Annotated in this window: 13 protein-coding genes; 9 read left to right on the top strand and 4 right to left on the bottom strand. The window is 70.4% G+C overall.

The window, feature by feature from the left end; genetic code table 11:
• Window positions 1–11 precede the first annotated feature (11 nt).
• The 3 genes from gnd to dnaA form a co-directional block, all read right to left on the bottom strand.
• Entirely contained in the window at window positions 12–983 is a 972-nt protein-coding gene (gene gnd, locus E1193_RS06695) for a phosphogluconate dehydrogenase (NAD(+)-dependent, decarboxylating) (protein WP_132181291.1), read from the bottom strand.
• Window positions 925–2058 carry a DNA polymerase III subunit beta gene (gene dnaN, locus E1193_RS06690; protein WP_132181289.1) on the bottom strand — a complete coding sequence of 378 codons (1134 nt, stop codon included), beginning with the start codon at window positions 2056–2058 and terminating at the stop codon, window positions 925–927. The genes gnd and dnaN overlap by 59 nt, the downstream gene beginning before the upstream one ends.
• An 825-nt stretch (window positions 2059–2883) precedes the next feature.
• Window positions 2884–4692, bottom strand: coding sequence for a chromosomal replication initiator protein DnaA (gene dnaA, locus E1193_RS06685; protein ID WP_132181287.1), 1809 nt, complete (start codon window positions 4690–4692; stop codon window positions 2884–2886).
• 636 nt (window positions 4693–5328) lie between these two features.
• On the opposite strand from dnaA, the gene rpmH reads away from it, so the two are divergent.
• The 8 genes from rpmH (at window position 5329) to E1193_RS06645 (ending at window position 11601) form a co-directional block, all read left to right on the top strand.
• The gene (gene rpmH, locus E1193_RS06680) at window positions 5329–5466 is read left to right on the top strand and encodes a 50S ribosomal protein L34 (RefSeq protein WP_013289388.1); all 138 of its coding nucleotides are present in this window, start codon (window positions 5329–5331) and stop codon (window positions 5464–5466) included.
• A 35-nt stretch (window positions 5467–5501) separates the two neighbouring features.
• Window positions 5502–5915 carry a ribonuclease P protein component gene (rnpA, locus tag E1193_RS06675; protein WP_132181285.1) on the top strand — a complete coding sequence of 138 codons (414 nt, stop codon included), beginning with the start codon at window positions 5502–5504 and terminating at the stop codon, window positions 5913–5915.
• 44 nt (window positions 5916–5959) lie between these two features.
• Window positions 5960–6199: a membrane protein insertion efficiency factor YidD gene (gene yidD / locus E1193_RS06670; protein ID WP_207922602.1), complete on the top strand. Its 240-nt coding sequence runs from the start codon at window positions 5960–5962 to the stop codon at window positions 6197–6199.
• Entirely contained in the window at window positions 6200–7189 is a 990-nt protein-coding gene (yidC, locus tag E1193_RS06665) for a membrane protein insertase YidC (protein WP_132181281.1), read from the top strand.
• A gap of 215 nt (window positions 7190–7404) precedes the next feature.
• Window positions 7405–7983: a R3H domain-containing nucleic acid-binding protein gene (locus E1193_RS06660; protein ID WP_132181279.1), complete on the top strand. Its 579-nt coding sequence runs from the start codon at window positions 7405–7407 to the stop codon at window positions 7981–7983.
• A gap of 83 nt (window positions 7984–8066) precedes the next feature.
• Window positions 8067–8804, top strand: a complete 738-nt coding sequence (gene rsmG / locus E1193_RS06655) for a 16S rRNA (guanine(527)-N(7))-methyltransferase RsmG (RefSeq protein ID WP_207922601.1) — start codon at window positions 8067–8069, stop codon at window positions 8802–8804.
• A gap of 385 nt (window positions 8805–9189) precedes the next feature.
• Entirely contained in the window at window positions 9190–10548 is a 1359-nt protein-coding gene (locus E1193_RS33680) for a ParA family protein (protein WP_279433299.1), read from the top strand.
• A gap of 27 nt (window positions 10549–10575) precedes the next feature.
• A complete protein-coding gene (locus E1193_RS06645; protein ID WP_132181275.1) occupies window positions 10576–11601 on the top strand; it encodes a ParB/RepB/Spo0J family partition protein in 1026 nt (341 codons plus the stop codon).
• Between the two features lie 266 nt (window positions 11602–11867).
• On the opposite strand, the gene E1193_RS06640 is transcribed toward E1193_RS06645, so the two are convergent.
• Window positions 11868–12311, bottom strand: a complete 444-nt coding sequence (locus E1193_RS06640) for a DUF6228 family protein (protein ID WP_132181273.1) — start codon at window positions 12309–12311, stop codon at window positions 11868–11870.
• A gap of 722 nt (window positions 12312–13033) precedes the next feature.
• On the opposite strand from E1193_RS06640, the gene E1193_RS06635 reads away from it, so the two are divergent.
• Window positions 13034–13852, top strand: a complete 819-nt coding sequence (locus E1193_RS06635; protein WP_347877013.1) for a hypothetical protein — start codon at window positions 13034–13036, stop codon at window positions 13850–13852.
• Window positions 13853–14137 lie beyond the last annotated feature (285 nt).

Raw genomic sequence — 14137 nt, 5'->3', positions numbered from 1 at the left:
GCGGATACCGGTCAGCGCTTGTGGACGGCGTGCCCACCGAACTGCTGGCGCAGCGCGGAGACGGCCTTCATCGCGGGCGAGTCGTCCTGCCGGGAGGCGAACCGGGCGAACAGCGCGGCGCTGATGACGTTCAGCGGCACGGCGAGCCGGACGGCCTCGTCGACCGTCCAGCGGCCCTCGCCGGTGTCCTCGGTGTAGCCGCTCAGCTCGGCCAGCTCCGGGTCCTCGTCCAGAGCCCGGTCCAGCAGGTCGAGCAGCCAGGACTGGACCACGGTGCCGTCGCGCCAGGACTTGAACACCCCCGGCACGTTCGTCACGATCTCGGACCTGGCCAGCAGCTCGTAGCCCTCCGCATAGGCGTGCATCAGGCCGTACTCGATGCCGTTGTGCACCATCTTCGCGTAGTGGCCGGCACCGACCGGGCCGGCGTGCACGAAACCGAACTCGCCGGCCGGCTTGAGCGCCTCGAAGACCGGCATCAGCCGCTCGACGTGCTCCTGCGCGCCGCCGACCATCAAGCCGTAGCCGTTCTGCCGGCCCCACACACCGCCGGACACACCGACGTCGAGGTAGCCGATGCCCCGCTCGGCGAGACGCTCGGCGCGGGGGGCGTCGTCGGTGTACCGCGAGTTGCCCCCGTCGATGATGATGTCGTCCTCGGCCAGCACGCCGGCCAGTTCATCGATGGTGGCGTCGGTGACGGCGGCCGGCACCATCACCCAGACCGCGCGGGGGGATTCCAGCTTGCCGACGAGGTCGGCCAGACTGGCGGCGTCGCTAAGCTCCGCGTTGCGGTCGTAGCCGACCACCTCGTGCCCGGCGGCGCGCAACCGCTCGCGCATGTTGCCGCCCATCCGGCCGAGTCCTACCAGGCCGAGCTGCATCGCTCCTACCTCCGTGCGTCTGTTCTGCTGGGGCTGCCGGTCAGCGGGACACGCGGATCGGCATGATGAGGTACCGGTACCCCGGGATGACCTCGCCATCCTCGTCTGCGGGTGAAATCACCGCGGGCTTGAAGGCGTCGACGAACCTCAGCAGCGCGTTCTGGGCGCCCAGGTTGGCCAGACCGTCGATGAGGTACTGCGGGTTGAAGCCGATGGTCAGCGGCTCACCGGTGAAGGTGGCCTCCATCGCCTCGCTGGCCCGCGCCTCCTCGGTGCCGCCGGCCTCGACCACGAGCCCGTCGGAGCTGAAGCTCAGCAGCACCGGTGTGGTGCGCTCGGCAACCAGCGCCACGCGCTTGACCACCTCGATCAGCGTACTGACCGGCACCCGGGCCTCGGCGTTGTGGTTGGCCGGGAAGAGCGAACGCACCGGCGGGTAGTTGGCCCCGTCGAGCAGCCGGCTGGTGGTGCGCCGGGTGCCACCGGCGAAGCCGATCATCCCCTCGCCGGCGGAGCCCTGGGAGAGCGCCAGGGTGACCTGCCCGCCGAGCGGGCCGAGCGCCTTGGCGGTGTCGTGCAGGGTGCGCGCCGGGACCAGGGCGTTGAGGCTGACGTCGGCGTCGTCCGGGTGCCACTCCATCTCACGCAGGGCGAGGCGGTAGCGGTCGGTGGCGAGCATGGCGAGCATGCCACCGGTGAGTTCGAGGCGTACGCCGGTCATCATCGGCAGCGTCTCGTCCCGGCCGGCGGCCACCGCGACCTGGGCGACGGCGGCGGCGAAGGCTGCCGCGTCGACGGTGCCGGTGCTCTCCGGCATTTCCGGCAGGGTCGGGTAGTCCTCGACCGGCATGGTGGGCAGGGTGAACCGCGCACTGCCGCAGACCAGCTCCAGGTGGGCCCCGACGGCGGCGATGTCCACCGGCTTGGCCGGCAGCGCCTTGGTGATCTCGGCGAGCAGCCGGCCGGAGACCAGGGCGGCGCCGTCCGCGTCCCCCTGCACCTCGACGGTCACCTGGCTGGAGACCTCGTAGTCGAAGCCGGAGACCTGGAGGTTGCCGTCGGTGACCCGGAGCATCACCCCGGCGAGCACCGGTACGGACGGCCGGCTGGGCAGGCTCTTCGCGGTCCACGCCACCGCTTCGGCGAGCGCGTCGCGCTCCACTCGGAACTTCATCAATGCCTCCGCGTCGACGTCAGCGACAACTCTCTCATGCCGACCGCTGCCCACCGTCCCGCCCGACCGTGCGGGTACCCATCGCACCTTAGGGCGCGTGGGCATCGGCTGTGCGCCCGACCCCGTGGATCCAGGTGCCGGGGCGACCGCCGACGGCAGCGTTCTGGCCCGATCCACAGGAAGTCCAACGGTGATGATTGGTTTTTGTTGTTCAGAAGAAAAACCTCATCGTCTTCATCGCACCTGTGCAAACTGTGGAGAACCGGCGTCTGCCCAGCTCAGACAGGTTATCCACCGGTGGGTTTGCTGTGGAGAACCGGGGGGTAAGCCCGCTGCGCCGTCCACAGCCCTCGTCGTCTCCACCGTTGTCCACCGTTGTCCACGGGTTATCCACCGGTTGTCCACCGGGTTTCTCCCCAGCGCTGTGGACAGCGCCGATGACCGTGTCGGAGGTCGTCCCCAGAATCTTCCACAGGCTGCCCACAGGCGGACCGTCGACGGTGGACAACGCTGCCGTCGTCCCCAGGCGTCCACAGCACTGTCCCCAGGGTTTTTCCACAATCTGTGGGTAACTGGTTCCCGACCACGCGTGGTTATCCACCGCCTGTGGAACAGGGGGTGTGGACAACCGGGCCGTTCTGTGGACGAACATGACTCCGATCCTGGGCCCTCCAGCCGGTCGAGGGTCAACCCACGCCGCTGCACAGGCACGAAAACGCCCGGCCGACGGTCCCGGCCGGGCGTTGCAGATGCTGGCGAGTGGCGTACGTGACGACGGCTTCAGCTCGGCGTGTCTGACGCCGCGCCGCGACCTGAAGCCGTCGCTCAGGTGTTCTGCTTGATCCGGTTGGTCAGCTCGGCGATCTGGTTGTAGAGCGAGCGACGCTCGGCCATCTGTTGGCGGATCTTGCGGTCGGCGTGCATCACCGTGGTGTGGTCCCGGCCGCCGAACGCCTGCCCGATGCGGGGCAGCGACAGGTCGGTCAGCTCCCGGCACAGGTACATGGCGACCTGGCGGGCGTTGACCAGCACCCGAGAGCGGGAGTGGCCGCGCAGGTCCTCCAGGCTCACGCCGAAATAGTCGGCGGTGGAGACCATGATCTGGTCGGCGGTGATCTCCGGGCCGGTGCCGTCCGGGATGAAGTCCCGCAGCACCTCCTCGGCCAGCGACAGCTCGACGTTCGACCGGGTGAGGCTGGCGAAGGCGGTGACCCGGATCAGCGCTCCCTCCAGTTCACGGATCGAGTTCGACACCCGGGAGGCGATGAACTCCAGCACGTCCGGCGGGGCGAAGAGCCGCTCCTGGGCGGCCTTCTTCTGCAGGATGGCGATTCGGGTCTCCAGGTCCGGCGGCTGGATGTCGGCGAGCAGGCCCCACTCGAAGCGGGTCCGCAACCGGTCCTCCAGCGTCGCCAGCTGCTTCGGTGACCGGTCGGAGGTGATCACGATCTGCTTGTTGGCGTTGTGCAGCGTGTTGAAGGTGTGGAAGAACTCCTCCTGCGTCCGCTCGCGGTTCTCCAGGAACTGGATGTCGTCGATCAGCAGGATGTCGACGTCGCGGTAGCGGCGCTGGAAGGCGCTGGTCTTGTCGTCGCGCAGCGAGTTGATGAAGTCGTTGGTGAACTCCTCGGTCGAGACGTACCGGACCGAGCGGGCGTTGCCCAGGGTTGTTGCGTAGTGCCCGATGGCGTGCAGCAGGTGGGTCTTGCCCAGCCCGGAACTGCCGTAGATGAAGAGCGGGTTGTACGCCTTCGCCGGCGACTCGGCCACCGCGACGCTCGCCGCGTGCGCGAACCGGTTGGACGAGCCGATGACGAACGTCTCGAACATGTACTTCGGGTTCAGTCGGTTGCCACCGCTCTCCGCGCCGCCGGGGCGCCGGTCGGCCGTGCCGCCGTGGCGGTGGTCCACCGACTGCCGGCCCGGGCCGCTGTCCGTTCCCCCGTCGCGAACCAGACCGCGCGTGTCGCGTGGCGATCGGGCGTTGCCCCGGTACGCCGGCTCGAACCCTCGCCCGTCGACGCCGGGTGAGGGCGGCGCGGGGCGCTCGTCGAAGCCCCGCCGTTCCGGTGTCGGGTGGTTGACCCGCATCGGCTCGGCGAAGCCCGCGCTGAACAGGGTGTCCTGCCCGCCGTCGCGACTCGCCGGGATCCGGGGCAGGTGATGTCCGTCCTGGTCGGCCGGCTGCCCCGGCGGCGCGGGCACCTCGTCGTACGCCTCCGGGTAGCCCGGCCCGGGGTGGGACACCTCCGGAAACCCGGCCGCCGGGTCGGGGAAGGGCGCCGGCCCGGCGGTGAGGTCGGCGCCGGGTGCCTCCGGCTCGGCCTCGGGGGCGCTCCGGTAGACGGTGCCGGCGGGCTGGCCGGAGGTGCCCTCGGCGACGCGGACGGTGACCGCGACCTGGATGGGACGGCCCAGCCGCCGGGTCAGCGCCTCGGTGATCGCCGGCCGCAGCCGCGACTCGATCACGTCCCGGGTGAAGGCGTCGGGGACGGAGAGCAGGGCGGTGTCCTCGACGATCGCCCGCAGCCGGGTCAGCCGCAGGTACGCGCGCTGCTGCGCGGAGATGATCTCGTCGGCGAGTTCGTCCGTCGCCGCGGTCCACACCGCGGCAAGGTCGGTCGTACCGGCCACCGTCGTGCCACCCCCTCGCCTCTGCTCCCGGCCGCCGCTGTGGTCCAGTCGGCCGTTCCGGGCCCGCCACCGCGTTCGAGCGGGTGGTTCCTCACCCCACCGGGCGACTCACCGACCGGCATCCACAAGTTATCCACAGCCTGTGTGTACCGACGATTGTGCCGCCCGCCGGACGCGAGTCGGACCGTGGCCCCCCTTGTGTCGAGGGACGTTGAAGCGGGTTCACCGTGCCGAACGATTCACTGCCCCGTCCGGTCTTGCCCGTCAGCGACAACCGGGCCCCGACGCTGACCGCAATCGCGCACGGTAACAGCGACGAAGGGGCATCATCAACCGCCGTCGTCACACGGCGGTTGTCGGCATCAGTGAAAAACGCCGGTTCGGTCGCCTCGTCACTCCTGCTCGCGCCGCTGATGGGAGGTTTGACGGTCATTGCCCCCCTGCGTAGCCTAGGGAGGCTGCTCTGTCGCCCTCTGCTAGGGTGATGGGTGCTTGCTGCCCGCGGTCGGATCCCCGCACCGCCGAGGTCCACGTCGCCGGGCAGCACCGATCGGAGGCCACCCGCCGAGGTGGCCTGGACCATCACACGACCCCGGCGATCCCGCGCCGTGGACGTACGAAAACGGAGAGCCTGACGTGAGCAAGCGCACCTACCAGCCGAACAACCGCCGGCGCGCGAAGACCCACGGCTTCCGGCTGCGCATGCGCACCCGGGCCGGCCGCGCCATCATCTCGACCCGCCGCAGCAAGGGCCGCGCCCGCCTGTCGGCCTGAGCCGACCGGGCCCGTACCGGGGGACGTGGGCAGTCGTGCTGGCGGCCGCACAGCGACTGCGGCGTAGCACCGACTTCGCCGCAGCGGTCCGGGGTGGCCGGCGCGCCGGCCGTGGCGCGGTCGTCGTACACCTGACTCTGCCGACCCCCGAAACCGCCACGACAACCTCGCCGGAGCCGGCGCGGGACGCGGGCGCGGAGTCAATCTCCGTGCCGACCCGCGCCGGCTTCGTCGTGTCCAAGGCGGTGGGCCCCGCCGTGGTCCGCAACAGGGTCCGACGCCGGCTGCGGCACCTGGTCCGCGAACGGCTGGCGGCGCTGCCCTCGGGGAGCACCCTGGTGGTACGCGCGCTGCCCGCCGCGGCCGAGGTGTCGTACTCGCGGCTGGGGGCCGACCTCGACGCGGCGATCGTCGCCGCGCGGGCGCCCCGGGAGCGGCGGTCGCGGTGAGCAGCGGATCCGCCGAACCGCGGGCGACCAGCCTGGGTGCCCGGGTGCTGAGCGGCCCCATCGTCGCGTACCGTCGTTGGATAAGCCCGGCGCTGCCGGCTCGCTGTCGGTTCTACCCGTCGTGCAGTGCGTACGCCCTTGAGGCGGTGGCCCGGCACGGCGCGCTCCGGGGAGCCGGCCTGGCGGTCCGGCGGTTGTTGCGCTGCCATCCTTTCCACCCAGGTGGACATGACCCGGTGCCGGAGCCGGGCGGCCGCCGCCGTGCCGATGTGACTGGAGCCTGAGTGTTTAGTCTCGACTGGATCTACTACGCGATCTCGTGGATCCTGCTGACCTGGCATTCGGCCTGGGACGCCATCGGGGTGCCGGTCGGTGCGGTGATCGGCACGAACTGGGCCTGGATTCTCGCCATCGTCTTCCTGGTGGTCACCGTCCGGGTGATCCTGTTCCCGGTCTTCGTCAAGCAGATCAAGTCGCAGCGAGCCATGCAGGCGCTCCAGCCGAAGGTCAAGGAGCTGCAGGAGAAGCACAAGGGTGACCGGGAGACGCTCCAGAAGGAGATGATGGAGCTCTACCGGAAGGAAAAGGCCAACCCACTGATGGGCTGCCTTCCGATGTTCCTCCAGATCCCGGTCTTCCTCGGTCTCTTCCACGTGCTGCGCCGGCTCGACCCGGCCAAGTCCAACAAAACCCTCTACGGCTGGACTGTCGACCAGTTCGACAGCGCGGCGACCGCCAAGATTTTCACCGCCCCGATCGCCGGCAAGTTCGGCTCCACCGCGGAGGAACTGGCCCGGCTCGGCGCCAACGGCACCACCGTCAAGATCATCGCTGGCATCCTGGTACTGGTCATGATGGGTACCACCTACCTCACCAGCCGTCAGATGATCCTCAAGACCGGCTGGGCGGAGGACCCGCAGCAGCGGATGATCCAGCGACTGATGCTCTACGGCATCCCCCTGTCGCTGCTGATCTCCGGCGCGATCTTCCCGATCGGTGTGATCATCTACTGGGTCACCAACAACCTCTTCACCCTCGGCCAGCAGCAGTGGGTGCTGCGGAAGTTCCCGCCTCTGGTCACCAACGCCAAGCCCGGCGCCACCGCCGCCCGCAACGCGGTGCAGCCGGCCAAGACCGGTGGTTTCCTCAGCCGGAACAAGCCGGCCCCGCAGGCCCCGGCCGCGCCGACCACGCCGAAGGTCGCCGGGCCGAAGCCGGGAGCCAAGCCGGCCAACCCGAAGAAGGGCGGCCGGCCGGCCAAGCGGCAGGGCTGACCCACCGGGCCGCCGTCGGGAAACCCGAACGCCGGCCCTCCGGCAACCGCGCAGCCGCCGTACGGCCGGCGCCGGGCCGGAACCGCCGCGCGCCGCGCGGTCACGGGCGAAACCGCCCGTACAGACGTGCCCGTGGCACCGGACTTCGCCCGCCGGTTGCCCACGGGAAACCAGCGGACCCGACGGTCCGGCCGAGCGAGTACGGAGATGAGACCGTGACCGACACCAGCATTCCCAGCGCGGAACAGTCCGTGGACGAGGAGACCGTGCCGACCACCGCCCCCGGCGACGGCGAGCCCACCGAGGCGGGCACGCCGAAGAGAGCCGCCAACGAGAGCGAGTTGTTCGCGCAGAGCGAGATCGCCGCAGATTACATCGAGGGCCTGCTCGACATCCTCGACTACGACGGCGACATCGACGAGCTGGTCTCGGGTGGCCGTCCCGTCGTCGAGGTGGTCGGCGGCCGGCTGCAGAACCTGGTCGGCCAGCGCGGTGCCACCCTGGAAGCCCTCCAGGAGCTGGCCCGACTCGCGGTGTTCCGGCAGACCGGCACCCCCAGCCGGCTGCTGCTCGACGTCGGAGGCTATCGCGCCACCCGACGCAAGGAGCTCGCCGCGGTGGCCCGTAACGCGGTCGAGAAGGTCAAGGAGCACGGCGAGGCGGTCCGTCTGGAGCCGATGTCTGCCTTCGAGCGCAAGTGCGTGCACGACGTGGTCAACGCCATGAGCGGCGTGGAGAGCGAGTCCGAGGGCGTCGAGCCCAACCGGCGCATCATCGTTCGGCCGGCGGACTGACCGGAGTGACCCACGACGACGCCACGGCCGGTGCCGTGTCCGGCCCGGGCGGTACCCCGCCCGGGCCGTCGGCCGTCCGCCCCCTGCCCTCGCCGACCGACGCCGTCCTCCCGGCGGAGCTGGCCCCCGCCGCCGGGACGCTCTTCCGTGACCGGCTCGACCTGGCCGCCGCGTACGCCGAGCTGCTCGCCACCGACGGCGTGATCCGTGGCCTGATCGGGCCCCGCGAGGCACCCCGGATCTGGGACCGACACCTGCTCAACTGCGCGGCGGTGGCCGAGCGTATCCCCGAGGGCGCTACCGTCGTCGACGTCGGGTCGGGAGCCGGGCTGCCCGGTGTGGTGCTGGCCATCGCTCGCCCCGATCTCCAGGTGACCCTGGTCGAACCGCTCGCTCGGCGTACCTCCTTCCTGGTCGAGGCGGTCCAGCAGCTGGGCCTGGCGAAGATGGTGCGGGTGTTCCGGGGGCGGGCCGACGAGGCGGCCTCGGCCGGCTCCGGGCTCGGTCCGCTGAGCGCCGACATCGTGACGGCACGGGCGGTCGCGCCGCTTGACCGCCTTGCCGGCTGGTGCCTGCCGTTGACGGTTCCGGGTGGCCGGCTGCTGGCCCTGAAGGGGTCGTCCGCCGCCGACGAGATCGCCGAGCACGCCGCCACGGTCGCCCGGCTCGGCGGCGGTGAGCCCGAGGTGCACCTCTGCGGGGTCGGGGTGATTGATCCGCCGACCACCGTTGTGGAAATTGTCCGCGAGCGGGTCGTCCGTCCGCCCGCGACGAAGAAGGCCCCCAAGCGATCCCGGGGTGGCCGTAAGCGGGCCGGCTGAGGCCGTCCGGCAGAGCCGCTCGTCGAGCCGGCGCGGACCGTGTGGACTTCCTTGCTGAACCGCATCGGGTAACAGCGCCAGGTTCCGCGACCCACGCCCGGGTGCCCCGCGCCGCACGTCGTGTCGGCCACCGGTTGGTCGGACTCGGCGGCGGAACTGGTTCCCTGTCCGTGCGTGGCGGTGTCGACCGCTCGCAGAACGGAGATGGACCCGCCGCGCCCGTCCCCCGTAGGCTGACCGCGCGTCGATAGTGTGGAGCGGGCGGGTGCCGGGGCGCACCGAATCCCGACCACTCCCGCCGGGTCGTACGCTCGGCGGTGCGAGCGCGCGTGCGGCCAGTAGACGGGGTGCGGACCGACCATTCGGGGCGGGGCAGGGATGACAGGTGCATGACGACGGCAGGTACGACGATCCACGGGTGAACGACCCTGAGGGCTTTCCTCCTGGCGTGGACCCTGTTTCACGTGAAACCGACCAGCAGGCATGGCCTACCGGCGGCCAGCCTGGCGTCGTTCGTCCACCGGATCGGGATGCCGCCACCCGCGGTGACCTGCCCGCGGTCGGCGCGGCGCGACCCTCGCCCGAGTCGTACGTGCCGCCACCGCCCATTACGGACGGTTCCGGTCGGCCCGGGAACGCGTCGACCGGACGAGCGGCCCCGGTGCGCCGTAATGCCGGTGTGCCCGTCCGGTTCGAGACACCCGTCGGCGGAAACGTGCCGCCGGCCGTACCGCAGCAGCCGCACTCCGGCATCGAGCCGGAGCGGACGCCCGTCACCGTCGACACGCCGGGCCCGCCCACCGGGGCCGTCGCCGACACCGCGACCGCTGCCGCGTACGTTTCACGTGAAACCCCGACGCGCGAAGAGGATGACCCACCGTTGGCTATGGAGGCGATGCGCGCCGTGCAGATCCTTAACCCGAGCGGCGAGGTGACCATGCCTCGTCCTGACCGGACGCGGGTGATGTGCGTCGCGAACCAGAAGGGTGGCGTGGGTAAGACCACGACCACGGTCAACCTGGCGGTGGCTCTGGCCCTGCACGGCAATCGGGTCCTGGTGGTCGACCTCGACCCGCAGGGCAACGCGTCGACCGGGTTGAACGTCCCGCACCACACCGGTGTGCCGGACGTCTACGACTGCCTCATCAACAGCCTGCCGCTCGAGGAGGTCGCCCAGGAGGTGGAGGGCATCCCCAACCTCTACTGCGTGCCGGCGACCATCGACCTCGCCGGTGCCGAGATCGAGTTGGTTTCGGTCGTCGCTCGGGAGTCCCGGTTGGCTCGGGCCATCGCCGCCTACCCGGGGCACTTCGACTACGTCTTCATCGACTGCCCGCCGTCGCTCGGCCTGCTCACGGTCAACGCCCTGGTGGCGGCGCAGGAGGTGCTGATTCCCATCCAGTGCGAGTACTACGCCCTGGAAGGGCTGAACCAGCTCATCAACAACATCAACCTGGTCCGTCAGCACCTGAACCCGAAGCTGGAGGTCTCCACGATCCTGCTAACGATGTACGACCGCCGCACCCGGCTGGCCGACGCCGTGGAGCAGGACGTCCGGAACCACTTCGGCGACAAGGTGCTCCAGGCTGTCATCCCGCGCAACGTCCGCGTCTCCGAGGCACCCAGCTATGGCCAGTCGGTGATGACCTACGATCCGGGTTCGCGGGGCGCCACGAGCTACTTCGAGGCGGCCCAGGAGATCGCCGAACGTGGCGTCAAGGAGCCGGTGAGCCGGAATGCGTAGTGCGGACAAGTCGCTGGGAGGCGTCGCATGAAGAACCGACCCCGTGGCGGTCTGGGTCGAGGACTCGGGGCGCTGATCCCGACCGGGCCGGCGCCGGCTGCCCCCGGGGCCGTCGCCACGGCCCCCGAGCCGGAACAGGGCGTCACCGCGCCGGAGGCACCCGCCGAAGCGCCCACCTTCCCGGTGTCCGCCCCGGCCATCCAGCCCGAGTCGCAGCTGAGCCCGGTGCCGGGTGCCCGTTTCGCCGAGATTCCGGTCGACGCGATCGTGCCCAACCCGAAGCAGCCGCGGCAGGTCTTCGACGAGGAGGCCCTGGAGGAGTTGAAGACGTCGATCCAGGAAGTCGGTTTCCTCCAGCCGATCGTGGTTCGGGACCTCGGCGGTGACAAGTACGAACTCGTCATGGGCGAGCGCCGATGGCGGGCGGCCCAGGCGGTGGGCCGGGAGAACATCCCGGCGATCGTCCGCGACACCAAGGACGACGCGATGCTCCGGGACGCGCTCCTGGAGAACATCCACCGTGCCAACCTCAACCCGCTTGAGGAGGCGGCTGCGTATCAGCAGCTGCTGGACGAGTTCGGTGCCACCCACGAGGAGTTGGCCCGGCGGATCGGCCGGAGCCGGCCGCAGATCTCGAACACCATCCGCCTGCTGAACCTGCCGCCTCAGGTGCAGCGGAGGGTCGCCGCTGGGGTGCTCTCCGCCGGCCACGCCCGGGCCCTGCTGAGCCTCGACGAGCCGGAGGCACAGGAACAGCTGGCCCTCCGGATCGTCGCCGAGGGGCTCTCCGTTCGTGCGACCGAGGAGATCGTGGCGGTCGCGCTCTCCGACGGGGCGACGAAGGCCCCGGCGGCGAAGCGACGGCCCAAGCCGGTCGCACCTGCGCTCACCGACCTGGCCGACCGCCTCTCCGACCGGTTCGATACCCGGGTGAAGGTGGACATCGGTCGGAGCAAGGGAAAGATCACCATTGAGTTCGCCACGGTCGACGACCTGGAGCGGATCGTCGGAATCATCGGCGTGGGCCAGGAGGCGGAGCCCGAAGAGGACTGACCGCCACGCGACAGCCCGATCGGCCGTGCCTTCCAAGCGGAAGACCCGGCCGATCTCCTTGCCCGGCGACAGTCCTCCGGAAGGTCCGGTGCTGTTGGGTCAGGGAGACGCTGCGGGACACGCCGTTGCGGGCGCTCGCGCCGCTGCGCCACGAGGAGGTTGGCACCGGTACGCCCTCCCGCGTGACTCCTGCGGCTGCGAAACGATGGCCGGCGGCCGGGCGTCGACGGCCAGTACAGGAGACCGGCCGTCGCGACGGCCGCCGATCAGGGCTCGGCTTCGAGGAAATCGGAGAGCCGCCGGGCGAGGTGTGGAAGTTCCCTGCTCGCCTCGATCCCGAACAGGAGAGTGGCGGACCAGGGCGCGAACGCCGGCGCGGTGTCCGCTGCCCGCAGGGTGACACCGAGCGAGACACGCCCAACTCCGTCGTGCGCCGCCTCAAGGGTGAGCTGTCTTCGAGCGGAGGTCCACTGCCGTACACCCTCCCAGCCGCGCCGATCGGCGGCCAGTGTCCCGAAGAACGCGGACAGCCTGGCCGTGTGCGGGCTGACGAAGATCCCGTCGAGCTCGACCACGGCCGCCGCTGTCATGCCGTCGCCGCGCAGCTCGGTGGGCAGGGCGAGAACATAGCCGTCGCCGTAGGGATCCTCCGGCGGGTACAGCACCCAACGCGAACCGTTACCCGACTGGAGGACGAAAGGTTCGCTCATCGCGGCCAGCGTAGGCCCCGCTGACCACCGTTGTCGCGCGCACTGTGGCCGAGCGTGGCTCCTCGGTCCGGGTTGCTGTCGAGTGCCGGGCGACCCGACGCTTGGGTGGTGTACGACTCGTCCTGCCCGTGCAGCCCTTCACTGGCGGAGTGCGCCCGTCTCGCCACGGGCCGCGCGGTCATTGTCGCGACTCGTTTCACGTGAAACGCCGCCCGGAGCGCCTGCCGACCGTCACCTCGTTCCACGTGAAACGCAAGACCCTGCCACCTCGGGGTGTCCCCGGACGCGTGGCTTCTGGGGTGAGTCGGCAGCGGAGCGAGCGAGCAGCTGATCCCATGCCCTCTTGGTGGTCGTCTGGCCCCGGCCCCTCCGGGACAGGGATCGCTGGTTCGCCCGGTAACCGCCGGCAATCCTCGACCGATCAGCAGCGGTTCGGTCGTCCGGATCGTTGAAGGGTAGGGGCCGCCCTGCTCTGCGGCGAGCTGTGGATGAGCCACAAGTTATCCACAGCGGTTTTCCACAGGCTGCCTCCGTTTCACGTGAAACACGCTTGCGGCAGCGCTCTGACCTGTGGATGACGGGGTGTACTGGTGATCTCATCAGCCTGTGGACAACCCTCTCCGGTGGCCGCTGGTGCTCCGCGTCGCGCAACGGGACAACCGTGGTGAACAGCGCCGGTCGGGGTAGGGACAGCGGTGGTGGACTCGACTAGGGTCAGCGTCGTGCCCGACACCCCTCCCGCACTTCCGGACTTTACCCAGTGGCCCTCGTTTCCCTTCGAGGGTGACCTCCGCGTCAAGCGGCTCGACGATCCGGTGCCGGTCGAGCCGCCCCGCAAGGGCGAGGGTCATCGGGAATGCACCGCATGCAACGCACCCGACGATGCCTACATCTGGGTGGGTGAGCGGTGGCGGGTCCGTGCCATGGACCGACCCACCGGCCTCCCGATGGTGCTGATCCTGGAGTCCCGCACCCATCTCGACCTCGGCGATCTGCCCAACCTGCTCGCCGCCGAACTGGGGGTGATGACGGTCCGCCTGGAACGCGCCATCCGTTCGCTGGACGGTGTCGGACGCGTACACGTGAACCGGTGGGGGGACGGTTCGGCGCACCTGCACCTGTGGTTCCTGGCGCGGCCGTACGGCCGGCTCCAGCTGCGCGGCACCTTCCTCTCGCTGTGGGATTCGATCCTGCCGCCGATCTCCGAGTCGCAGTGGCGGGAGAATCTGGCCATGGTGGCTGCCTGGCTCGCCGAGTTCGGTGGGCGCCCACTCGCCGAGCCGCCGCGAATCCAATGGCAGGCACCCTCCAGCCTCGCCGAGTCGGCTGGCAGGGAGGAGTTCGAGGAATCCGTGTCGGTGATCGAATCTGAGGAGGAGACACCCGTGACGGTGGACGTGACCGATGGCAGTGGAGACGCAGGGGAGCCGGGATCTGTTGGCGTCACCCCGACCGTCGGCGAACCGACTCTCACCGACGCGCGGGTCGGTAACGTCGACCCTCGGCTCCCGGCTACAAGCGACGACCCGGACCGGCGTTAACCGGGTCCGGCGGAAGCGACGGCACCGATCCGGCTACCGCGGGTCCGGCGACAGCGGCGACCGGCGATCCGCCGACTAGAGCGGCGACCGGCGCCGACTGACAGCGGCCGTGTCACGAGCCACACGAACCACGCAGTTTCCGCCGGGGACGAAGGACCGGTGTGGAGGTGACCGGCGGCATCCGAGCAGGGGCGGCCACCCGGGAACAGCAAGGCCGCATTCGCTACGTCCCCGGCATGTCAGCTGGCGTCCGCACGGGTCTTGCCGGCCCCCGCCCTACTACCC

The organism is Micromonospora sp. KC606 (genome assembly GCF_004348675.1).
Lineage (GTDB): Bacteria > Actinomycetota > Actinomycetes > Mycobacteriales > Micromonosporaceae > Micromonospora.
The sequence above is the reverse complement of the archived record's forward strand: the minus strand, read 5'-3'. Positions and strand labels throughout refer to the sequence as shown.

What these genes read in the sequence shown, in the direction of transcription:
- gnd (WP_132181291.1), bottom strand. Translation starts at nt 983, where the DNA reads ATGGCGAGGTCATCCCGGGGTACCGGTACCTCATCATGCCGATCCGCG.
- E1193_RS06640 (WP_132181273.1), bottom strand. Translation starts at nt 12,311, where the DNA reads ATGAGCGAACCTTTCGTCCTCCAGTCGGGTAACGGTTCGCGTTGGGTG.
- E1193_RS06645 (WP_132181275.1), top strand. Translation starts at nt 10,576, where the DNA reads ATGAAGAACCGACCCCGTGGCGGTCTGGGTCGAGGACTCGGGGCGCTG.
- dnaN (WP_132181289.1), bottom strand. Translation starts at nt 2,058, where the DNA reads ATGAAGTTCCGAGTGGAGCGCGACGCGCTCGCCGAAGCGGTGGCGTGG.